Origin of the sequence: Roseibacillus persicicus, assembly GCF_014651675.1 — a bacterium.
In the GTDB taxonomy this organism is placed as follows: Bacteria; Verrucomicrobiota; Verrucomicrobiia; order Verrucomicrobiales; family Akkermansiaceae; genus Roseibacillus; species Roseibacillus persicicus.
The window spans coordinates 114,852-135,667 of the sequence record NZ_BMXI01000012.1 but is presented as its reverse complement, the minus strand read 5'-3'; the positions used below and the strand labels follow the sequence as shown (position 1 = coordinate 135,667).

18 protein-coding genes and 1 riboswitch are annotated in these 20,816 nt (G+C 54.7%); of the genes, 5 read left to right on the top strand and 13 right to left on the bottom strand.

The genetic code is table 11. From position 1 onward, the window contains the following. Positions 1-24: 24 nt before the first annotated feature. The 4 genes from thiC to IE099_RS14400 all read right to left on the bottom strand — a co-directional run bounded on the left by thiC (position 25) and on the right by IE099_RS14400 (position 4,569). Positions 25-2,142 (bottom strand): phosphomethylpyrimidine synthase ThiC, encoded by a 2,118-nt coding sequence (gene thiC, locus IE099_RS14415; protein ID WP_189571134.1) that lies wholly within the window; start codon positions 2,140-2,142, stop codon positions 25-27. 98 nt (positions 2,143-2,240) lie between these two features. Then, positions 2,241-2,346: riboswitch (TPP riboswitch) on the bottom strand. Positions 2,347-2,523: 177 nt separating this feature from the next. Further along, positions 2,524-3,585 (bottom strand): aminopeptidase, encoded by a 1,062-nt coding sequence (locus tag IE099_RS14410; protein ID WP_189571131.1) that lies wholly within the window; start codon positions 3,583-3,585, stop codon positions 2,524-2,526. Continuing rightward, positions 3,582-4,007, bottom strand: a complete 426-nt coding sequence (locus tag IE099_RS14405) for a hypothetical protein (protein ID WP_189571128.1) — start codon at positions 4,005-4,007, stop codon at positions 3,582-3,584. Before IE099_RS14405 ends, IE099_RS14410 begins: the two co-directional genes overlap by 4 nt. A gap of 214 nt (positions 4,008-4,221) precedes the next feature. Beyond that, complete coding sequence (locus IE099_RS14400) at positions 4,222-4,569, bottom strand: P-II family nitrogen regulator (protein WP_189571266.1); 348 nt, start codon at positions 4,567-4,569, stop codon at positions 4,222-4,224. Positions 4,570-4,760: 191 nt separating this feature from the next. On the opposite strand from IE099_RS14400, the gene IE099_RS14395 reads away from it, so the two are divergent. Then, positions 4,761-5,099: a hypothetical protein gene (locus tag IE099_RS14395; RefSeq protein WP_189571124.1), complete on the top strand. Its 339-nt coding sequence runs from the start codon at positions 4,761-4,763 to the stop codon at positions 5,097-5,099. Positions 5,100-5,253: 154 nt separating this feature from the next. On the opposite strand, the gene IE099_RS14390 is transcribed toward IE099_RS14395, so the two are convergent. Next, the gene (locus IE099_RS14390; protein ID WP_189571121.1) at positions 5,254-5,898 is read right to left on the bottom strand and encodes an ATP-dependent Clp protease proteolytic subunit; all 645 of its coding nucleotides are present in this window, start codon (positions 5,896-5,898) and stop codon (positions 5,254-5,256) included. Beyond that, entirely contained in the window at positions 5,891-7,237 is a 1,347-nt protein-coding gene (gene tig / locus IE099_RS14385) for a trigger factor (RefSeq protein WP_189571116.1), read from the bottom strand. The genes IE099_RS14390 and tig overlap by 8 nt, the downstream gene beginning before the upstream one ends. Before the next feature lie 183 nt (positions 7,238-7,420). Here tig and IE099_RS14380 point away from each other — a divergent pair, with 183 nt between their 5' ends. Both IE099_RS14380 and IE099_RS14375 read left to right on the top strand, forming a co-directional pair. Then, positions 7,421-7,651: a hypothetical protein gene (locus IE099_RS14380; protein WP_189571113.1), complete on the top strand. Its 231-nt coding sequence runs from the start codon at positions 7,421-7,423 to the stop codon at positions 7,649-7,651. Positions 7,652-7,728: 77 nt separating this feature from the next. Further along, complete coding sequence (locus tag IE099_RS14375; protein ID WP_189571111.1) at positions 7,729-10,239, top strand: c-type cytochrome domain-containing protein; 2,511 nt, start codon at positions 7,729-7,731, stop codon at positions 10,237-10,239. Positions 10,240-10,672: 433 nt separating this feature from the next. On the opposite strand, the gene IE099_RS14370 is transcribed toward IE099_RS14375, so the two are convergent. Further along, positions 10,673-11,176 (bottom strand): hypothetical protein, encoded by a 504-nt coding sequence (locus tag IE099_RS14370; protein WP_189571107.1) that lies wholly within the window; start codon positions 11,174-11,176, stop codon positions 10,673-10,675. 103 nt (positions 11,177-11,279) lie between these two features. Here IE099_RS14370 and IE099_RS14365 point away from each other — a divergent pair, with 103 nt between their 5' ends. Continuing rightward, the gene (locus IE099_RS14365; protein WP_189571104.1) at positions 11,280-12,107 is read left to right on the top strand and encodes an MBL fold metallo-hydrolase; all 828 of its coding nucleotides are present in this window, start codon (positions 11,280-11,282) and stop codon (positions 12,105-12,107) included. A gap of 12 nt (positions 12,108-12,119) precedes the next feature. Here the strand turns inward: IE099_RS14365 and nadA are convergent, their stop codons facing one another. The 5 genes from nadA to rpmI form a co-directional block, all read right to left on the bottom strand. Next, positions 12,120-13,055 (bottom strand): quinolinate synthase NadA, encoded by a 936-nt coding sequence (gene nadA / locus IE099_RS14360; protein WP_189571101.1) that lies wholly within the window; start codon positions 13,053-13,055, stop codon positions 12,120-12,122. Between the two features lie 432 nt (positions 13,056-13,487). Next, positions 13,488-14,741: a M48 family metallopeptidase gene (locus tag IE099_RS14355; RefSeq protein WP_189571098.1), complete on the bottom strand. Its 1,254-nt coding sequence runs from the start codon at positions 14,739-14,741 to the stop codon at positions 13,488-13,490. 130 nt (positions 14,742-14,871) lie between these two features. Next, positions 14,872-15,126 carry a 30S ribosomal protein S16 gene (gene rpsP, locus IE099_RS14350; RefSeq protein ID WP_189571095.1) on the bottom strand — a complete coding sequence of 85 codons (255 nt, stop codon included), beginning with the start codon at positions 15,124-15,126 and terminating at the stop codon, positions 14,872-14,874. Between the two features lie 226 nt (positions 15,127-15,352). Then, positions 15,353-15,724: a 50S ribosomal protein L20 gene (gene rplT / locus IE099_RS14345; protein ID WP_189571092.1), complete on the bottom strand. Its 372-nt coding sequence runs from the start codon at positions 15,722-15,724 to the stop codon at positions 15,353-15,355. 100 nt (positions 15,725-15,824) lie between these two features. Further along, positions 15,825-16,040: a 50S ribosomal protein L35 gene (gene rpmI / locus IE099_RS14340; RefSeq protein WP_189571089.1), complete on the bottom strand. Its 216-nt coding sequence runs from the start codon at positions 16,038-16,040 to the stop codon at positions 15,825-15,827. A gap of 649 nt (positions 16,041-16,689) precedes the next feature. Between rpmI and IE099_RS14335 the strand changes: the two genes are divergently transcribed. After that, the gene (locus IE099_RS14335) at positions 16,690-17,115 is read left to right on the top strand and encodes a hypothetical protein (protein WP_189571086.1); all 426 of its coding nucleotides are present in this window, start codon (positions 16,690-16,692) and stop codon (positions 17,113-17,115) included. Positions 17,116-17,125: 10 nt separating this feature from the next. On the opposite strand, the gene IE099_RS14330 is transcribed toward IE099_RS14335, so the two are convergent. After that, complete coding sequence (locus tag IE099_RS14330) at positions 17,126-20,746, bottom strand: zinc metalloprotease (protein ID WP_189571083.1); 3,621 nt, start codon at positions 20,744-20,746, stop codon at positions 17,126-17,128. Positions 20,747-20,816: the final 70 nt, after the last annotated feature.

Genomic DNA, 20,816 nt, shown 5'->3' with positions numbered 1-20,816 from the left:
TAATTAGGCGAGTTTCACGAGATGCTAGCTTTCCGCCGAATCGGCGTAGCCATTTTCCTCCGCATACTTCCGCACGTCGCCGGTGATCTTCATGCTGCAGAAGGTCGGTCCGCACATGGAGCAGAAGTGAGCGGTTTTAGCTCCTTCGGCTGGTAAGGTTTCGTCGTGGAAGGCGATGGCACGGGCGGGGTCGAGGCCGAGGGCGAATTGGTCGCGCCAACGGAACTCGAAGCGGGCCTTGGAAATGGCGTTGTCGCGTTCCTGAGCTGCAGGATGACCTTTGGCCAAGTCTGCAGCGTGAGCCGCAATCTTGTAGGTGATGACCCCTTCGCGCACGTCGTCGCGGTTGGGCAATCCGAGGTGCTCCTTGGGGGTCACGTAGCAAAGCATCGCGCAACCGTGCCAGCCGATGTGAGCGGCACCGATGCCGGAGGTGATGTGGTCGTAACCGGGGGCGATGTCGGTGGTGAGTGGCCCGAGGGTGTAGAAGGGGGCCTCGTGACACCACTCGATCTGCTTCTGCATGTTTTCTTGCACGAGGTGAAGGGGAACGTGGCCGGGGCCCTCGTTCATCACTTGGCAGCCCTTTTCCCAAGCACGCTTGGTGAGCTCGCCCTGAACCTCGAGCTCGGCGAGTTGGGCGTAGTCATTGGCGTCCGCAATGGAACCGGGGCGGAGTCCGTCGCCGATGGAGAAGCTGACGTCGTAGGCGGCGCAGATGTCACAGATCTCGTCCCAGTGGGTGTAGAGGAAGTTCTCCTTACCGTGGTGGATGGACCACTTGGCGAGGATGGAACCACCGCGGCTGACGATGCCAGTCATGCGCTTGGCGGTGGGAGCGACAAAACGGAGGAGGACGGCGGCGTGAATGGTGAAGTAGTCGACGCCTTGCTCAGCTTGCTCGATGAGGGTGTCGCGATAGAGCTCCCAAGTGAGGTCCTCGATGCGGCCATTCACTTTTTCCAAAGCCTGATAGATGGGCACGGTGCCGATGGGGACGGGGGAGTTGCGGATAATCCATTCCCGGGTGGCGTGGATGTTCTTTCCGGTGGAAAGATCCATCACGGTGTCCGCGCCCCACTTGGTCGACCAACGCATTTTTTCCACTTCTTCATCGATGGTGGAGGCCACGGCAGAGTTGCCGATGTTGGCGTTGATTTTGACTAAAAAGTTCCGTCCGATGGCCATGGGCTCATTCTCGGGGTGGTTGATGTTGGCTGGGATGATGGCCCGGCCCCGCGCCACTTCCGAACGAACGAATTCCGACGTGATGAGGTCGGGAAGAGAGGCTCCGAACGATTGGCCGGGGTGCTGGTGGTCCATGCGATTGCGGGCCACTTGGGTCTGGGGATTAATCTCGCTGGGGCGTGGCATGAAGTAGCCCTCGGGAGTGCCGGAGGGGTGGTTCAGCTTCGCTTTGGCTTCCGCGAGCTGGGCTTCCAGGTCGGCGATTTTTTCCTCCAGGGTGCTGTTCGGAGAGGCCGGCTTGGCCTCAGGGGTAGGATAGTGATCGGCGACAGTCTTGAAGGCCTCCAAGCGACCGAGGTTTTCGCGGATGGCCACGAATTCCATTTCTGGAGTGATGATGCCTTGCTCGGCATACCACTTTTGCGTGACGGGATGACCGGCGGAGGCTTTGAGAGGCTTGCGCTTGAGACCGGGGTATTCCTTCAGCTTGTTTTTCGCGGCCTTGCTGGCGTTGTAGGTCTCGGCATGCTTGTCCGAGATGTAGCCGTTGTCTTCGGGCTTTAGCTCGCGGCCGTCGTATTCCTCGACATCGCCGCGGGCGAGAATCCATTCGCGGCGCAGGTCGGGGAGGCCTTGGGTGACATCGCCCTCGAAGCAAGGGTCGCCCCAGGGTCCCGAGCAGTCGTAGACTCGGATGGGCGGATTTTCTTCCACCACGCCATTTGAGTGCATGGTGTTGTCCTGACGAATCTCGCGCATCGGGACGCGGATGTTGGGGTGAATCTGTCCCTGCACGTAAACCCGGGTGGAGTTGGGAAAGTTGGTGGGATCCTTTTCGATGGCTTCAATCTCGGCAGAGTTGTCGATGTCTTCGACGAAATTGCCGGTGTAGTCGGAACGCTGGTGGGCGTTGTCGGGAGTCAGGGTTTGGTTTTCTTCGTCGAAGGTAGACATATTGGCGGGTCGTTAGTGTTTCGTTAGGAGCAAAAAAATAGGTCGTCAGCTGAGGCGGACGACCGTGGAAGAGAGCTTCGCAAGAAAAGGGGAAAACCCTCTGTCTGACTGTGACTCCCTACGCCGGTTTTGTCCGTATCAGGTTCGAAGGGTCACGGGCGGCGGTGCCCATTCTCAGCCTCGTCGGCTCCCCTGTCTTTCGGCGAAAGTCTAGATCAGGTCTGACAGAGTGAAAGGATAATTTTGGAGCGGTCTGGTCAGCGACTTGGGGAGTTTTTGACAGAATTCTCTGAATTTACCGAATTGTGAACTTTGGTGCAGCGAAGGAGTGGCTGGGTTGCGTGCTTCTTGGAATCCAGCAAGACCGGTGAGAAGAACGGGTTAGGGAGAGGGCGGGAGGAGGCTGCCGTTTTTTTCGATGTCTTGAAAGAACGCCTCCAAGTCTCGGTCGTGGCTCTCCAGGCGTTGTTGGAGTTCGGGAACGAGGGCTTCGTAGGTGGTGAAGGAGACCAATCGCGCGTTGTTAAGCGGGGTAGAGAGAAAGTGGGAGGGCTTTTGCTGCCACCCGGCATAAAGTTTCTTCACCTCATCGTGTAGACTCTGGAGCTCGGCGGTCTTGCGTCGTCGCATTTCTTCTGCGGGGAGGGGGGTGGCGTAGAGTTTTTTCAGACGGGCGATTGAGCTCTCGATCTCGCTTCGAATGGCGGAACGCCGCTTGAGCCGGAGCTCGTAGGTGGCCAAGGCTTGGCGATCTCCTTTTTTTCGAAGCCAACGCCGAGTTCCTTCCCTGGCAACCACTTCGGCGAGCGCTTCGTTGAACGAGGTTTCTTTTTTCTCGAAATACCGCTGGTGGGTCAACTCGTGAAAGATGAGCTCCGCCAGATCCACCTCCGGGTATTCGATAAAGGTATTGAGCAAGGGGTCGTTGAAGAATCCCAGCGTGGAGTAAGCGCTCACTCCGCCGAGATAGGTGTCGAAGCCCTCCTCCTCCAACTGGGCCACGAGGTCTTTGGCATCTTCTTTCTGAAAGTATCCCCGATAGTCCTGCTCCCCGACGATGGGATACCACCAGGTCTTGGGCTCCAGCGAAAACTCGGGCGCGGCGTAGACGATGTAGGTCACATGGTCGCGTTGAAGGTCGGCGTAATGGCGATAGGAGCCGGAGGCCTCCAGGGCCAGCTCGCTCTCGGCAAAGTCCACCAGCTCTTGTGCGAGTTGTAGTTTTGCCGCCAGTTCCGGTGTCGTGGCAGGGCTTTGCAGAACCTTGAAGACGGGGACTTTGGTGAAAGTGATCTCCGCCTGACCCCGGATGGCTTGGGTATAGAAAGACAGCGCCTGACAGCTCGCCAGTGCGCTGGTCATGCAGGCTGCAAGTAGCAATCGGGCAAGGCGCTTCTCCAAGAAATCTTTGCTGGGAAGAAAAGAAAGTGGGTAGAGCTTCATGATTCGGCTCTCATTGCATCCAGCCGCTTGTTTGTTTCGTCCAAGAGAAAGACCGAGCGCTGAAAGTCGATGAGGTCATTCACCTTCTCGATCGCCTTCTTGGATTGCGCATCAATGATCAGGACCATTCTCCCGACCTCGATGCCCGGAATTTCCGAGACCAGTTCGGGGTTTTCCAGCCGAAGGATGAGTTCGGTCGGGCGGAGCCAGCGCTTCTTCAGGCTCACTTCGGCGACCGCCGGGTAGGGGATGGCGACGAGCTTCATTTCGCTGGGGCCTTTGGTGAACACATTGCCGGTCATGCGCCAATGCAGGTCGATGTGCTCGGCGTGGAAGCGCAACTGACCCTGCACTTCCTCGCGCCCGAGATGGTCTTTAGCCGGAATCGTGAAATGGATATTGAGAGGCTCGGTATTCAGCACGGGGCGAACTTAGTTGAATCCGTCGCCAACTCCAAAGGGAATTTGGAGCAGCGGTGAACTACCTTTGACCAGCTGTTGGTCAGAAAGTGACCAGCGGGGTGTCGATTGATAGCGGTGTCGGGAGGATCTTCTTTTGCAGGATGCTGCGAACTCGACACAAAAAAAGACCAACCGCAGCGGGTTGGTCTTCGTAAAAATAGTTGATAGGATCCGTTTAGTTGACGGAAACCGCTTCGCCGCCGGTCTCACCAGTCCGGATGCGGATGGCTTCTTCGACAGGGGAAAGGAAGACTTTACCGTCACCGATTTTACCGGTGTTGGCGCTTTTAACGATAGCTTCAGCAACAGCGGACGCTTCTTCGTCTTGAACCACGATCTCAATCTTCACTTTTGGAAGAAAGTCGACGGTGTATTCACTACCGCGATAAATCTCGGTGTGACCTTTCTGACGACCAAAGCCTTTTACTTCAGTGACAGTCATTCCTTGTACTCCGACCTCAGCGAGGGCTTCTTTAACTTCTTCCAATTTGAAGGGTTTGATAATGGCTTCGACCTTTTTCATAATTTGCACGTATTGTGTCTTTCTGGGAAAAGCAATTAGCGTGCCAAGCGGTTTTTCATGACAATTCGGTTCGGGGGGATGCATTTGAAAACCATTCATTTCCACCTCGCAACGAAATGCTGTTTTTTCTTTTTTTACTGGTATGAAAGTTTGAATTCATTAAGGCGGGGCACGTCAAATCGACCGCAGCTATGAAAAAACTCATTACAGTAGCCCCCCTCCTTGTTCTCGTAACAACGAGCTGTCAGCAGTTACAGCCCACCCCAACCACCTTACCCCCTGTGGTTGAGAAAGCTCCGACCGTTACCTCCAAGCCCACGCGTAGCACTCGCTCTTCGAGTAGCTCCAAGCCGAAGCCAAGTTCGACGACCACTACGGACAAAACTGAAAGCGAAATCAGTCCTTTAACTCCAGATCCAACCAAGGTCGCTACCATTGACGAAATTCCTCGCTTTGAAGTTCCCGACAATGTTCAACCCAAGGTCTCTGACGGAATCAACCAAGGCGAGTTCATCGAGCTCAAGTGGTAGTTCGTCGCGATTGATCCAATTCGCCCTCGGGCTGTGGATTCCCCTTTAACCGCAGTTAGTCGGCTTTCCCTTTAACCAAAAAAAGACCCGCGCTTCGTTCAGCGCGGGTCTTTTTGTTGGAAATGGTTATTAACGGGAAGCGCTCCCTCGCAATCTACTCCGCAGGAGCAATCACGGGGTGTTCGTTCCGGTTCTCGAGGACCTTGTCGACCAAGCCATAAGCTGCCGATTCCTCGCCAGACATGTAGTTGTCGCGGTCCGCGTCGCGCTCGACTTCCTCAATGGTTTTGCCCGTGTGTTCAGACAAAATCTTGTTGAGACGCTGCTTCAGGTTGAACATGAAGCCGATGGTGCGCTCCACATCTGAAGCGGTTCCCTGTGCGCCACCAGAGACCTGGTGAATCATCACGTGGGAGTTGGGCAGGCAGAAGCGCTTGCCTTTGGTTCCCGCAGTCAAGAGCACCGCACCCATGGAGGCTGCGATTCCGATGCAGTAGGTGTTCACGTCGCACGTGATGAACTGCATGGTGTCATAGATTGCCAAGCCGGCGGTCACCGAACCACCGGGGGAGTTGATGTAGATGTGGATGTCCTTCTTTGGATCCTGCATCTGCAAAAAGAGCAACTGGGCGATGACCGAGTTGGCAACGAAGTCATCAATACCGGTGCCGATAAAGATGATGCGATCTTTAAGCAGGCGCGAGTAAATGTCGTAGCCACGCTCGCCACGGCCATCCTGCTCGATGACAGTTGGGACGTAGTAATTGTTGCTGGGCACGGAGGAAGAAGAATTAAGCATCGGATTCGGGTTCACTGTCATTTTCAGTAGGTTCTACTTCCACGAAGTTCGCGCTCTCTAGCAAGAAGTCAACGGTCTTGCCGATCAGCATCTGATTTTTCAAAGAATCGATGCGACGCTCACGCTGCATTTGCTTGATGTAAGCTTTCAAGGGCTTGCCTTCGCGTTTGGCCATGCTGGTGATGGCGCTGAGAACCTCGTTGTCGGGAACAGTGATTTTCTCGACCTGGGCGATTTCACCCAAGAGGAACTGGGTCTTCAGATTGTTGCGCGCGCGCTCACCGGCTGTGGCAAAGATTTGCTCTTGCTCGGCTTGGAGCTGATCCTGGGTCATGCCTTGCCTCATGGCATCCTCAACCAAGCGGTCTGCCTGGCCTTGGGTCTCGGAAGCGACGTACTCCTCAGGGAGGTCGAATTCGACGGCGGTGGCGATTTGCTCGAGGAGTTTGCTTTCCTTGAACTCTTCCAGCTGACGATTCAACTGGAAGCGCATTTGGGATTCGATGGTCTCGCGGATGTCATCCATGGAGCCGCCGGGCATGAGCGCTTCGGCAAGTTCCTCATCGCTGGGCAGTTTCTGCTCCTTAATGGCTTTCAGGGTGACTTGGAAGACCAAGTCCTTTTCGCGCAAAGTCTCGAGAGGGAAGTCCTCTTGGATGGAAACCACCACCTCGCGGGACTCGCCGATCTTCATGCCGATCAGCTGGGTGGCAAAGCCGGGGAGGAAGGACTCTTCGTCCACCTTCAACCAGAAGTCTTCGCCCTTTTCCACTTGGTCCACGGGACGCTCGGCAACCTCGGAGACCGCCTTGCCGTCGCAGGTGGAGGAATAATCGATGACCACGATGTCCTCGTCTTCCACTCCGCGGTCTTCGATGTCGCTGAAGTCGGAGTGACGCTCACGCAGAGTGTCGACTTCCTTGTCAACCAACTCGGGAGTGACTTCCTGCTTGGGCACTTCAACCGTGAGACCGGTGTAGGTGGGGAGGGTGAACTCGGGAGCCAAAATCAAATTCGCCTTCAAGGTCGCGGTGCCATCCGCGTTGTGCTGCAGGCTGTCGGGCCACTTCACGTCGATGACCTTGAGAGAATCGTCCTCTTTCAAAGCAGCTTGGAACGCCTTGTCCATGAGACGGCCGTCCAATTCTTCCGAAATCGAGCTGCCGAAACGCTTCTCAATGATTTTGAGAGGAGCCTTGCCAGGGCGGAAGCCGGGGATGTTGGCTTGCTTGACGAAGGACTGCAAAAGCTGCTGACGTTCGGTGGAAACGACATCAGTCGGGATTTCCACTTCGAGAGTCGCTTGGCACTGGGGCTGTTTTTGAACCGAGATATTCATAAAGACGGGCCGGGCTTCCACCGGCGGGGCGCGGAAACTGAGGTAAAATTGGCAAAAGAGAAATGAAAAAACACCGCCAGAAGGCACAAGAGGGTCATTCTCTGCAAAAATACCCTCATTTTGTAACCGGTTGGCAGGACTTCTGTTTGTCTAAAGGGACGAAACAAGACACCTTGTAGTCCTATGAAAAAACTGATTGCCGCGTTCTTCGCTATCGCTTCGGGCCTCTATCTTCTTACGATCGGTCTCGTTCCTGCTCCGACTCCTCTCGATCCACTGCCCTTTATCGACGAAGGGGTAGTTTTTCTTATTCTGATAAACTCTTTGGCAGCACTTGGTTTAGACTTACGTCGATTCGTAGGGATGAAGGGCGGAAAAAAGAAGTCTTCAGAAAAACCAATAGACATCAATTAAGCTTGTCCGATTCCGTAAGGTTGGGGAAGTATCCCTCGTAACGAGCACCAACCCTACGACTCACTCATCCTTAACTTATGTCTGACGAACAAGATTCCCAAAACGACGACTTTGCTACCGCCCCCGAGGCCGGAGTTGAAGATTCTAACCCTGCACCGGCAGCCGATCAAAAGCCCTCTGGAGGTCTCAAGTTTCTAACCGTGCTCATGCTCTTGGCTGCGGTGAGTCTCTTTGTCCTACCCTTTGTCTGGGGCCTGGCTGATAAAAAAGAGATCAAGCCAGACCCTAGTGTTCTCAATGATTTGCTGACTTGGCTGGGCGATATGCACGTCTTGGTCCTCCACATTCCTATCGGAATTTTTACCTATGTTCTGGCGATGGAAAGCTTCAGTTTGCTTTCCTTCCGCAAGTTCAAGCCCAAGCTCGCTGGCGCGCTTTTGCTGACTTCTCTTTCTGCCATCGTGGCAGTTGTTTTTGGTTACTTCCTCTTCCTCCAGGGTGACCGAGGTTCGGCTCCGCTGAATTTCGATTGGGAAAATAATCGCATGGGAATGCATATGTGGCTTTCAACGTTCTTTGCGTTTTTCGTCATTCTGTCTTACATCTCCAAGCTCCGGGCCCAGCACTATGAGAAGTGGTCTCCTTTCTACCCGTTCTTCATGATTCTGGCTGCGGCCTCCATGACTATCGGGGCCCACATGGGTGGGGAGATGGTGCATACCGACAAGGACTTGGTCGGTGATGGCATGAAGATCTTCAAAGGGGAGCCCCTCGCGGTTGCCGCGGAAGACATTGCTACCATTCCGAGCGTGGAGGAGATTCCCGCAGAGGAGCGTCTCGTCTATGCCCAAGTGGTGCAGCCCATCTTGCAAGGCAAGTGCTGGGAGTGCCACGCTGATGCCGACCTCAACCCACTCGGAAAGAAGAAGATCAAGGGTGGTCTCGTGATGACCTCGGTTGCCGACTTGCTGAAGGGCGGCAAGGGCGGAGACGATTTCCCGGTTCTGGTTCCTGGCGATGCTGAAGCGAGTGAGATGATGGTCCGCGTTCACCTCGATGTGGATGATGACGAATTCATGCCTACTGGCAAAGAGGACGAACCTGAGATGCAGCTCACCGATGGTGAGAAGCGAATCTTGGAGTGGTGGATCAACACTGGCCCGATCGACGAAGCCGGTGACAAGCCTCTCGCCGAGGCCGAAGGATTTGAAACCATTCTCGCCGACGTTGAGGCCTTCAAATCTGTTCGTGAAGCAGCCCCTGCAATCGATGTAGAAAAAGAAGAGGCTGCCGAAGCGAAAGCTAAGACTGATGAGAAGCCAAAGAAAAGCGCTCGGGACCTCATTCAGGAAGCGAAAGCTCCTATCGATGAGACCTTGCCAGGAGCTCTCACCTTCTCGTCGAAAGATTCGGAAGAACTCTTCTTTACCGCTGTGAGTCAGGGCAAAAAGTTCGACGATGCCCGCTTGGCGACCCTCAAGCCGGTAGCCGAATCTATCGTTGATCTGGATCTGAAAAAGACCAGCGTGTCTGACGAAGGGATGAAGTCGGTGGCGACGATGTTGAACCTGAGAAAGCTCATGCTCAACGAGACTCCGATCAGCGATGCTGGCGTGAAGGCCATTGCGGTGCTTCCGAACTTGGAAAGTCTTTCTCTTTTCGGCACCAACATCACGGATGAGGGAGTCAAGGCCCTCGCGAAAACCTCGAGTTTGAAGAATGTTTACTTGAGCGGTACCAAAGCGACCCAAGCTGGGGTCGACGAGTTGCGCAAGAATTTGCCCGAGGCGAAGATTGAGTTCATGCCTCCACCCGCGCCGAAACCTGCGCCAGCGCCGAAGAAAGAAGAGCCGAAGAAAGAGGCCCCTAAGCCGGCTCCAGAGCCCAAAAAGGAAGAGCCTAAGCCTGCGCCTGCTCAACCAGAAGAAAAGAAAGCGGCTCCAGCTGAGAAGCCAGCAGGGGAGAAGCCTGAGGCGAAAAAGGCTGAAGCTCCCAAGCCGGCTCCGAAAGTAGAGGCACCGAAGCCAGCGCCTGCGCCCAAGGAAGAAAAGCCTGCACCAAAGGTGGAAGAGGCGAAGCCCAAGGCGGAGGCTCCAAAATCTGAAGCAAAGCCAGCGCCAGCCAAACCCGCTCCCGCTCCTAAAGTCGAAAAGCCAGCCCCTGCTCCCAAGCCTGAGGCTCCCAAGGCAGCGCCAACTCCCGCCCCTAAAACGGCAGAACCTGTGCCAGCGCCGAAGAAGGAAGAGCCTAAAAAAGCGGAGCCTCAGCCTACTCCAGCACCAAAGCCCGAGACACCCGCTCCAGCTAAAAAGCAAGAAGTGAAGCCGGCCGAGGTTCCTGCCAAGGAAGAAGCCAAAGCGGCTCCTAAAGAAGCAAAACCGACTCCGGCTCCGGCTCCGGCTCCGGCACCCAAGCCAGTGGAGGAGAAGAAGGAAGCTCCTGCTCCCGCCAGAGCTGAACCTGCGCAAGCTCCCGCGGATGCGAAAGAGCCAGCGGCTTCTGAGAAGCCAGCCGCAGAAAAAACTCCTGAGGAGCGCGCCAAAGAGGCTATCGAAAAGCTTCGCGAAGCCGCCAAACCTGCTAACTAGCAGTCTGAATCCATGGGCCGAGCGCTCATGAGGCAAAAATCAACTCATCGTTTTTCAAAAGGACGACCCTGAACGGGGTCGTCTTTTTTTTGGGGGGGCGGTAGGGGCTCAAACAGGGGGCAAGAAGCTGAGATGGCTTCGACTAGAAAGAAATGGAATAGAAGGGCGGCTGAGAGCGCAGGATAGTATTCTCTCTCAACCTCATGAGGTTTGAGGTCTTTTCGTGCTTATCAAGCAGGTTCAAGGGAGCTGTTCTAGCCCCTGTTGCTGTGGACCTGTTGGTGATTGGGCGATTTGTTTGAGCTAGTGCTTTCTTCCAATGGCGACCGGTCATCTTTTGAAGAAGGGAGAAACTTGAAAAATAAAAACCATCAGCGCGATTCGCACCGATGGTTCTCTCGTTAACCTGCAGGCAGGCTCTGGAAGAGGTCTTCTAGTCGTCGGAGTGCTTGTCGTCCTTTTCGTTCGACTCACCGGGCCCGGGGAGAGCGATGACCTTGCGGACAAGCTTTCGGAGACCTCCAGCGGCTTCGTCATACTCGTTCTCCGCCTGACGAAGGGCAACCTCCCATGCGGAGGCAAAACCGGGGGCTTGTTCGCGCATCAGACGCACCGCAGTTTCCATCGTGTGAAGGGCGCGCAGTTCGCTCCGGCCGGGCTTGTTCTGCAAAGCAGCCAGGTTGACCCGCAAGGTCTCGTTTTGCTCTTTCAGGTTGTCTACTTTTTCCTGGATCGAGTTATTACCCGAGGCATTGATTTTCAGCTGAGTATTGAGGTGCATCTCCAAATCCCGCATCTCGGCTTGGAGTCGCTTATTCTCTTTTTTCAAATTGCGTTTGGCCGCGATGCTGGCTTTCCAAGTGAAAAACCAAATAGCCAATCCAATAGCGAGTCCCCATGCAAACGGGCTCTTCACAAAATCCCAAAAGGTGTCCATGGATGGACTTTAAACTGGAGCTGGTCTTTTCCAACTGGAAATCGAAAGAATTACGGTCTCAAGGGTTGAGGCGGATTGCGGTCGCGTTCTACTCTAATGGCTCATGAGGTTGGCAGTGTTGGGCAGTGGAAGCGGGGGAAATGCGACTTTGCTCGATAGTGGGCAAGGCTGTCTCCTCGTAGATGCCGGATTGAGCGCCAAGCAACTGGTCCTCCGAATGCGCGAACTCGGCGTCGAGCCCGGGGACTTGACCGGAATCCTTGTGACTCATGAACACGGTGACCACGTCAAAGGTCTGGAGGTCTTTTCTCGCAAGTTCGAAGTTCCGGTCTACGCCACCGCGCTCACCCAGGAGGTGCTCGCTCGCAAGGTGACTTCGGTGAAGCAGTGGAAGCTCTTTACTGCTGGGCAGAGCTTCGAGTGCGGAGGGGTTTCGGTTGAGAGTGTTGCGATCCCCCATGATGCAGTGGACCCGGTGGGGTTTCTGTTTGAGCATCAGGGGTTGCGGGCGGGAGTTGTCACTGACTTGGGTCACGCAAGCTCCCGGCTCATTGATCGGCTGCGGGGGATCTCGGCCATGGTCCTGGAAGCCAATTATTGTGACCAGATGCTCGAGGATGATGAGGTCCGTCCGTGGTCACTAAAGCAAAGAATTTCATCGCGGCACGGTCACCTTTCCAATCATCAGGCGCGAGACCTTGCGCGGGAACTTCAGTCCTCGGGACTGGAAAGAGTTGTGCTTGGGCATCTCAGCAAGGACTGCAACCACGCTCAGGTAGCCAGCAAGGTGTTTGAAGAGCTGGGTCTCCGAGAAGTCCGGGTAGCCTCCCAAACAGAGGTGACCGGATGGATGCCGGTAGCGGAGCCCGCGCCCGTCGCGTTGTCGGTAGACGAAGCAACGGGGCAGGTGGTGATGGAGCTCTTTGGTTAAGGGAGGCCGTTCCTATCGGGATTGCTCGAGCATGCGGAGTAGTGAAACCTCGGCCTTGGCACGAACATCCTCGGGGATTTCCACTTGGGGAGAGAGATTTTCAAGGCAGGAGTGCAGTTTTTCCAAGGTGTTCATCTTCATGTAGCGGCAGTCGGCGCAAGCGCAGTTGTCGGTAGGTCCAGCAATGAGGTTCTTATCCGGACATTCTTTCCGCAGGCGATGCAGCATCCCTGACTCGGTTACCACGATGATGTTGTCAGAAGGTGCGGACTTGCAGAAGTGAATCATTTTCTCCGTCGAGCAAACTTCGTCCGCAAGCAGTCGCACTGCCTGGGTGCACTCGGGGTGGGCGACCACGAGGGCGTCGGGATATTCTTCTTTGATTTTGTGAATCGAGTCACGGGTGAACTCGACGTGCACATAACACGAGCCCTGCCAGAGATCCATCTGGCGGCCAGTTTGCTCCATTACCCACTGACCCAAATTGGCATCGGGAACGAAAAGGATAGGGCGGTCGGCGGGAGCTTTTTCGACGATGAGGGGAGCGTTGCCGGAAGTGCAGATCACGTGGCAAAGAGCCTTTACCCCTGCCGAACAATTGATGTAGGCGATGACGTAGTAGTTTTTGTCCTCGTTCTCCTTCAGGTAGGCTTCCAGTTGGTCTGCGGGGCAGGCCTGCTCCAGCGAGCAGCCTGCGTCCTTGTCGGGCAGCACGACCGTTTTGTCAGGATTGAGAATTTTAGCAGTCTCCGCCATGAAGTGCACTCCGCAGAAGGCGATGACCTCAGCATCGGTCTCGCGCGCCTGATAGGACAGGCCCAGAGAGTCTCCGACGTAATCAGCAATATCCTGAATGGGGCCGACCTGATAGTTGTGGGCGAGGATGACGGCGTTCTTCTCCTTCTTCAGGCGGAGAATGTCTTCGACGAGGTCAAGTGCAACGGGCATGGCCCAGATTAGCCTGCCTATTGCCAAGGGGATAGCGATTTTTTCCCGGTGACGCTCTTGCTTCTAACTTTTCACACGGCTTGTGAATAACTTTGTGAAGAGTGGAAAGTTTCCCGCTCTGCCTCGCGATGATGGAAGACTCAAGAAAGAAGTTTTCTGAATTTCGTTAAAGTCAGGAAAACTAAATAATTAAAGAGTTATTCGCTCTTTTTTGTAGTGTGAAAACGCGTGGAATTCATCTCTTTGGTGCTCATTTTTAATAAGTTAAATGATGGTTGTTTTTGCTTTTCCACAACTATTCACGACTTATTCACAATGGTGGGTGCGGATACGGAAACTTCCTTGGACTCTTTGTGAGAACCAACAACAAGTGGTAGAATTCGATTGTGAATAACTTGGGGACGGAGGCGCAAAGTTCCTAACTTCCGTGTCTTATGCCTCTTTGTTGAGAGCCTCCAGGCGCTGCAGGACAGGGGGGTGGGAATGGTGAAGGAAGACTTCGAGCGGGTGTGGAGTGAGATTGGAGAGGTTGTTCCGGGATAGCTTTTTCAAGGCCATGGACAGGTGTTCAGGAGTTCCCTGAACGGTCGCTGCGTAATGGTCGGCCTCGAACTCGTGCTTTCTCGAAAGCAGGCTCATTCCTATTGAGATGAGCCGGGAAATTGGCTTGAAGAGGATGAAGAAGATGACCAGTCCCACATAGACGGAGATTTGGTCCACTTTGAAAGCCTCGAAGAGGGTTTGGGTGAACGGATTGGTGGCGGTCGTCACAAGGCCGAGGAGGAAGAAGATGAGCGCCATCTGCAAGATGGAAATGGCGATTCGTTGGATAATGTGCTTCTTCTTGAAGTGTCCGATTTCGTGCGCCAGCACACCGACCAACTCCTCGGTGCTTTGGCTCTCAATCAGGGTGTCGTAGAGAGCAATTTTCTTGGTTTTGCCGAAGCCGGTAAAATAGGCGTTTGACTTCGTGGAGCGCTTGGAGCCGTCGATGACGAAGAGTCCGGCGAGGGGAAAGTCGCATTTGGCAGCCATCGCTTCGATTGCTGATTTGAGCTCCCCGTCTTCCATCGGGGTGAACTTGTTGAAAAGGGGGAGAATGAGAGATGGGGCGAGAAATTGAATTAAGAGCGAGAAGGCGGTGGTGGCGAGCCAAGCGTAAATCCAGGCGTTGGGGAAGGAGTTGAAGAGCCAGAGGATTAGGGCGATTAGGGGGATGCCGAGGAGGGCTGCCAATACAAGGCCTTTGATTTGATCGCCAATGAAGGTGGCCGGGGTGGTCTTGTTGAAGCCAAACTTTTCTTCCAAAACGAAGGTGTGATAAATGTCGAAGGGAAGCGAGAGAAGGGTGCTGAGTAGGAAGATGACCCCAATGTAGAAGATGCCGGTCCAGATCGGGGAAAGCTCGAAGGAGCGAACCCAAACGTCAATGAGCCCAAAGCCACCCGCGAACCAGAAGGCAAGTAGGCCGGTCAGGGAAACGATGGAGGAGACGATTCCAAACTGGGCCCCGGCCCGTTCGTAGGCCAAAGACTCAGCATACTTTTCTTCGTCCCAAACATCAGCAAACTCTTCAGGAAGAGCTGGCTGAAGGTTCTTGAGCGTCAGTAGGCTCGCGATGAAGTCGAGTTTCCACAAGAGGAACAGAGCGATGACGATGAGAAGGGCGAGTGAGGTTGGAGTCATGAGCTGGGAGAAGTGATTCCACAGATTGGGGTCTGCGGCTAGGTCGCAAGGCAAAAAAAATCGACCCGTTCGAATGGGCCGATATGAGGCTCCATGGTCGGATGGACCGATGGAAGTGTAAAAGAGGTGCTTAAGCGCTAGCCTTCGCTGCCTTGCGGGCTTTGCGAATGATGCTGTTCACGGTTTCGGATGGCTGGGCGCCATTCGAAAGCCATTTGTCGGTCTTTTCCAAGTCGATGGTGTAGTTCACACCTTCTTCCATGGGGTTGTATGTGCCAACTTGCTCGATAGGACGCCCGTCGCGACGGTCACGGCTATCGATGGCTACGATCTTGTAATAGGGACGGTCTTTCGAGCCTTTGCGAGTCAGTCTGAGTGCTACCATATCTGTTCTTTTGTGGGCGGCGGAACTTGGGGGAATAGCTGCGCTTTGCCAAGTTAAATTTTGCGGGAGGAGTGATTTATATCCGGGTTGTGACATCCGGAGAGAAAAAGAGCCACCATAATTGGTGGCTCTTTTCAAATCTCGTTGTCCGACTTAGTGTGTGCGGTCGGCCGGTCGACGAGATGTTAGATTTCTAGAATAAGGCAAAAGGAGCCTTCAGGGCAGCCTATTTAGCTGCTTTTTGTTCGAGACCTTGTTTGGCCGCGTCGCAAAAAGTATTGAAGGCGTCGATATCGTTGACCGCGAGGTCGGCGAGAACCTTGCGGTCCACTGCGATGTTGGAAGCATTCAATCCCTCAATAAAGCGGGAGTAGGTCAATCCCTGTGCCCGGGTGCCAGCATTGATACGCTGGATCCAAAGACGACGGAATTGCCCTTTGCGTTTTTTGCGGTCGCGATACTCATACTGACGTGCCTTGTAGACAGCGTCTTTGGCATAGCGAAACAGTTTGGAGCGGAAGCCGCGAAAACCCTTGGCGCGCAATAATACGCGTTTCCGACGTTTCCGGGAAGCTGGTCCATTTGTAGCTCTTGGCATTTGTTATTTTCTACTTGAATAAACGGTTTGTGTTTGTTCGTCCCCGGCCGTCTCGTTTATTCGGTTTCCATCGGAAACAGGCGGCGCGGGGGATTCCTATCTATCGTTTCCCGAAGGGCAGGTTCTCGCGAATGGCCTTGAGATTAGTCTCATCAGCCAACACTGCTTTGCCGAGTGAACGCTTACGCTTACGAGATTTCTTCGTAAGAATGTGACGTTTACCCTGCTTGCGGCGCAAGATCTTGCCCGAGCCAGTCACTTTGAATCGTTTAGCGACTGCTTTGCGGGTTTTGGCTTTGCCAGATGTTCTTGCCATGGGGCGGCGGAAACTAGGGATTTCTTGTGGAAGATCAAGGGGATTCTCTGCAGGTGACTCTTTTTTTCTGAATGCAGGGAAGACTGTGGTCAAGAGAAGCGATGTCTCCCTGGCTGTCGGCGGGGTGGGTGAGGGGTGTTTTGGTCCTTGTTTTGGGAGGCGGAAAAGGTCGGGCAGGAGGGAAATGGCCTATCTTATGAGCGAGTTTTGTGTGCTCCCTGAAGTTTATTCATAATTCAAGCAAGTATAGTTCTTCGATTCTTTGCTAATGAGGGAAAATATTTTTAATAAGCAATTTTATGAAATTCGAGGGGAGTCGTCCGGTTTGAGGGATGATGACTTCTTACTTTGCTCCGATCGGGCCGTGCATCCCCCTAGAACACAGACAAAAAAATCTGTTAGACACCTCGGAGAAATTCAGTAGGTTCCTCGGAATGACATTCCTTTTCAGTTCAATTTGTGACGAAGAGACTGATTAGGGTTGTCTACTGATTGCCTTGAACTTAGAAAGCCTAACCCAACTTTCGATGTGTGAAGAAGCTATCTGTAAAGAACCGTTTAGCACAATTAAAAATATACCCCCCAATTGTCAATGTTGCCAACGAAATCAAACGCTCCTTCCTTTCGAGCTAGTAGGAAGGTTTCCGGGATGAATTCTTCCAATTCATCCTCAAGCGGTGGTCGTCGAAATGTCGTTTCGCGAGGCCGTTACTTTGTCGCCGCTTTTTGCTTTCTGGCCTCACGGGTCTCGCTCTTTTTGTTTGGCGGATTGATTTTGTGGGTTCTCCTCGTTGATGGAGCCAGCGCTAAGAAAGAAATTCTCTACGCCTTGGCTGCCAGCTTTGCCGTGTTTGTGGTCACTGGAATCAATGTCTTGGCGAATGCCCGCCGGGTGACCTGTCCGCTCTGCAAGGCCTCCCTTTTTATGTCGACCAAGAACTTGGTGAAACCTGGTGTGCCCAAGCTTTTGGGCTCGGCCAAGGTTCCGTTGGCCTTTTCTTTGCTCACTGTGCCCAAGGTGATGAGCTGTCCTTGCTGCGCCGAGAGGGTCAGGCTGATTCGTAGCGGCCAGTAAGCTCCGGCGATTACGGAAGGAATTCGACCTGAAAGCGATAGAAGCCCCGGCTCTCCGCGGGCTCTTCGTCTTGGAAGAGATGCGTGTCCATGGTGGGCACGAAGCCTTCCTCAATAGTGGTCCACGGACCAGCCAGACTTGCCGCTCTTTCCAAGAGATAGCTTTGGTTGTCGAGCAATTCGGATACTGCCACTTCGATGCCGGTGGTTGAGAAGGAGATGGAGTCGACCTTGGGCAAAATGGGGATCCGGGTCGGGTCGTCCAAATTGATGGCATGGGGGTCCAAATAGAGATTGTCGAGATAGTAGACTTCCCCGAGCCCCAAGGTGGCGTCGGGTTGAATGAGGAATGTGCGTAAAAAATTGCCACTGGTATCTCGGAACGGAAAGAGGTTCCGGAATTCACTCGCTGAGAGTTGTTGCGGGGAGCTTGCGCCGGGCTCTTGAACATGCAGTTCGAACGCTTTGGCGTCGTTGTGAACGACAAGCCATACTTTCAGCCATTGGTCCTCGATAGGTTTGAAGAAGGTGTTGAGGTCTTCCGCCCAGTCCCAAGCGAATAGGAACTGATTGATTCGAATTTCTGCCTGAAAATCGTCTCGCTGGCTGGGTGACGGGCGGTCGGAAAGACCGAGTGATAGGAGCCCTCCGCGGTCGGGACGAATCTCAAAAAACAGAGTGCCCGATGAACGGTCGGAGATGGCCAGAGGCATTCGGAGGAAGCTCTCCGCCGTTTCGCTGACTCCATTCACTGCAGCAACCCGATTGGCGGATTGGTCGGGGTCCTTAACAACCGTCAGAGAGGCGGGCGCATCTTCCGCGTTCCAGCTTCGTTCGTGATGGACGCTGGCTCCGAGGGTAAACTCTTCTCCCTCAAAATTTTCCAAAAGCAGGAACCCCGGTGGCTCGAGGTGGGTTGGGTTTCGATGGCTCTGTTCCGTTGGGTGAAGGTAAAGGTTGTCGAGGTGAATGCGCTCGCCTGATTGGAGGGCGCTACTCGTGCGGATTCCGAAGCTTTGCAAGGGATCCAAGGTGCCGTTGCGGAAGTTAAATTCAGAGATCTCACCGGAGACTAGCTGGACCCTCGGAGGGGAAGGCTCGGTTGGAGTCGCGAAATTCTGCACATGGACTTTGAAAGTGTCGTTCGCATTGTTGACTTGGAGCCAAACCCGAACCCAATGCTCAGCGGGAAAAGCGTCTCCCGCGACGAGTTCGACTCCGGCATGATTGACGTAGGTGGCCTCTTTCAATTGAAGGTGCGCTTCGTAATTGCTCCAGACATAGGGCGAAGCCACATCGGTAAGGCCGATTGTCGTATTGTTGATTCCCCCAAGACGAAGTTCAAAGTAGAGAGTCGCCTCTGCATCAGCCCCAATCATGTTGGGGAGATTGAGGAATACATCAATAGCCGAGCCTTGACCATTGATGGCGCCCACCCGGTTTCCGGAGAGGTCGGGATCGGGCTCAACGGTGAGCCCGTTCGGGTCGTCCGGGGTGTTCCAACTGCGGATGTTTCTCGCGCTGCCATTGAGGGGAAAGAGGGTGCTTTCGAAGTCTTCCAAAAGGATGAAGCCATGATTGGAAGGGTAGTAGTCGCCGCGATTGGGATCGGTTCCGGCGGCGACTTCCAGTGCATCGCTGTAACCATCGTCATCGCTGTCGGCATCATCCGGATTGGTTCCTGTGTCGTTGATGCTCACGAAGATACCGGTGTTGCTCTCCAAGGTATTCGCCAAGCCGTCGCCATCATCGTCATCCGCGAGGGAATAGATCTGAAAAGGGGCGCTAGACCTCGACATCTCGCCAGCCAAGGTGACGCGGATTGAGTAATCGTTGCCAGTGGGAGTCGCTGGAATAGTCCACGAAAAGAAGCGTTGATAGGCGGGGACATTTCGGGCGATCTCAGCGATGAAGACGTCGCCTCGAAGAAGGTCGATATTCACATTATCAGAGTGGCCGCCACCTCTCCAATAGATCGTTTCCGTGCTGCCCCGCTCCCACTGGTCGCTTCCGGAGGGTTCCAGTACGACCAGCGGCTCGCGCCTATCGCGATTGCCCAAAAGGAAAGCGGTTTCCGTCACATAGGGACCGTTGCGGGCCCCCAGGGTTGCGCGACTGCCATCGAAGCCAGTCCCGGCATTTCCAATATAGCCACCGTGGGCGTAGCGATAGTCTCCCGTTGATTGGGTCGTGACAATGGAGCCGTCGTAGGCTCCGGTTCGAGCTCCCCGGTAAAAGACATCTGGATTGGCAAAATAGGGGATGACTGCGCCTCTTCCCCAATTCCAGTCATAGGCCATGATTGTGCGGACCCCCTCCGAGCTCGGTGGCTTGAAGCGCCAGCCGTAACTGTGGCCGTTCTCCAAGTCAGAGAGCGAGTCGCCCCAAGAGTGTTTGCAGCCGATGTTGTGGCCCAACTCGTGCGGAAAAACGAGACGGGTCGAGGTCATGTAGTCCCGCGCCGCAATCATCGAGTGGCCCGGTCGGTAGGCGATTCCGGCAGAGCCATCCGCTTGTTTGACCACCATCGTCTGTTGATCGGCTCCCAGGTCCAGAGCGAGTTGCGAGATGGTATCCAGCACTCCGTCGCCGTGGACCTCGAGGTCTCCCAGCTCGTCAGAGGACCCCATGTTCCCCGTGTAAAGTCCGGGAAAGTTGTAGTCGGGGTCTTCCGCCGTCGCAAGGAGGGTGAAGTAAACGGCCCCGGCATTGCTATTGGCAAAGGCCAGATTGGTGCGGTCCACGGAGGCCAGGATGAGGGCTTCGATCGCCGCAATTCCACCCTGAGCTTCCCGGGCCTCGACTCCATAGCCAACCACGCCATCGATGACATGGGCGCCTGGGGGAGGAGAGATTAATTTTTCGCTACCCTGGGCCTCTGGAGTCTCTAAGGAGGCTTTCGTCGGGAGAGCATTGGGATTTCCGCAAGGGGCGTGGTAGCTCTCGGGATCGAGATGCCGGATCGCGACATCACCGTTGCCGGCCATGGCAAACTGATAATGGATATTCTGGTCCAAGAACGCCACCGAACCACTCACCGCGCCATCATGTGTCACCAGAAGGACATCGCCGTAGGGGTTGTCCACCACCGAACCAGTCAGGGTCCGGGTGAGGGGGCCGCGGGAAAGAATGGAGCTCACTCGGACCAAGACCTCCATTTCGGCATTGAGGGGAAGGACTAGGATTTCGTCCGCAGAGTCGAGAAACCGTTCCAAAGCCTCCACATCGAGGCGGCCTTCCACCGCGGAGAGGGAATGCTCGTCGAGGGTGAGCGGACCAACGGGACTTCCTCCTCGAACGGAGAAAACCCGTTCTGGGGAAAGACTGCCTGCGACAACTTCGCGGTGCAGTTTCTCAACATCGTTCCACAGCAAACGTTGGTTGGCTCCTCGCTTCAGCTGGCTCGCTACGTGTTGAGGTGGATTGGTTTCCTTGGGGGCGGTGCTCTTTCGCGCTCCTCTAAGGGACCGCGCCCGGTCTCTGCTCGCGGAGTCTTTCTGGGAGGACTTGGTGAAAGCGGTGGTCTCTTGTCCGGGTGGAATATCTGTAGCCCATCGTAAACTCCAGAACCACAGTCCGAGAACGAGGAGGAGAACTGCAGTGCAAGCGAGGAGAGGAGTGGGGCGCTTCATGTCGAGCCGAGCAGTTGGGTGCTCGTGATCTGGATGAACCAGGACCGAACGCCGGAGTCTAACAGAGACT

Excerpts from the sequence above, each read along its gene's own strand:
- thiC (WP_189571134.1), bottom strand. The coding sequence starts at position 2,142 with ATGTCTACCTTCGACGAAGAAAACCAAACCCTGACTCCCGACAACGCC.
- IE099_RS14410 (WP_189571131.1), bottom strand. The coding sequence starts at position 3,585 with ATGAAGCTCTACCCACTTTCTTTTCTTCCCAGCAAAGATTTCTTGGAG.
- IE099_RS14400 (WP_189571266.1), bottom strand. The coding sequence starts at position 4,569 with ATGAAAAAGGTCGAAGCCATTATCAAACCCTTCAAATTGGAAGAAGTT.
- IE099_RS14395 (WP_189571124.1), top strand. The coding sequence starts at position 4,761 with ATGAAAAAACTCATTACAGTAGCCCCCCTCCTTGTTCTCGTAACAACG.
- IE099_RS14390 (WP_189571121.1), bottom strand. The coding sequence starts at position 5,898 with ATGCTTAATTCTTCTTCCTCCGTGCCCAGCAACAATTACTACGTCCCA.
- tig (WP_189571116.1), bottom strand. The coding sequence starts at position 7,237 with ATGAATATCTCGGTTCAAAAACAGCCCCAGTGCCAAGCGACTCTCGAA.
- IE099_RS14380 (WP_189571113.1), top strand. The coding sequence starts at position 7,421 with ATGAAAAAACTGATTGCCGCGTTCTTCGCTATCGCTTCGGGCCTCTAT.
- IE099_RS14375 (WP_189571111.1), top strand. The coding sequence starts at position 7,729 with ATGTCTGACGAACAAGATTCCCAAAACGACGACTTTGCTACCGCCCCC.
- IE099_RS14370 (WP_189571107.1), bottom strand. The coding sequence starts at position 11,176 with ATGGACACCTTTTGGGATTTTGTGAAGAGCCCGTTTGCATGGGGACTC.
- IE099_RS14365 (WP_189571104.1), top strand. The coding sequence starts at position 11,280 with ATGAGGTTGGCAGTGTTGGGCAGTGGAAGCGGGGGAAATGCGACTTTG.
- nadA (WP_189571101.1), bottom strand. The coding sequence starts at position 13,055 with ATGCCCGTTGCACTTGACCTCGTCGAAGACATTCTCCGCCTGAAGAAG.
- IE099_RS14355 (WP_189571098.1), bottom strand. The coding sequence starts at position 14,741 with ATGACTCCAACCTCACTCGCCCTTCTCATCGTCATCGCTCTGTTCCTC.
- rpsP (WP_189571095.1), bottom strand. The coding sequence starts at position 15,126 with ATGGTAGCACTCAGACTGACTCGCAAAGGCTCGAAAGACCGTCCCTAT.
- rplT (WP_189571092.1), bottom strand. The coding sequence starts at position 15,724 with ATGCCAAGAGCTACAAATGGACCAGCTTCCCGGAAACGTCGGAAACGC.
- rpmI (WP_189571089.1), bottom strand. The coding sequence starts at position 16,040 with ATGGCAAGAACATCTGGCAAAGCCAAAACCCGCAAAGCAGTCGCTAAA.
- IE099_RS14335 (WP_189571086.1), top strand. The coding sequence starts at position 16,690 with ATGAATTCTTCCAATTCATCCTCAAGCGGTGGTCGTCGAAATGTCGTT.
- IE099_RS14330 (WP_189571083.1), bottom strand. The coding sequence starts at position 20,746 with ATGAAGCGCCCCACTCCTCTCCTCGCTTGCACTGCAGTTCTCCTCCTC.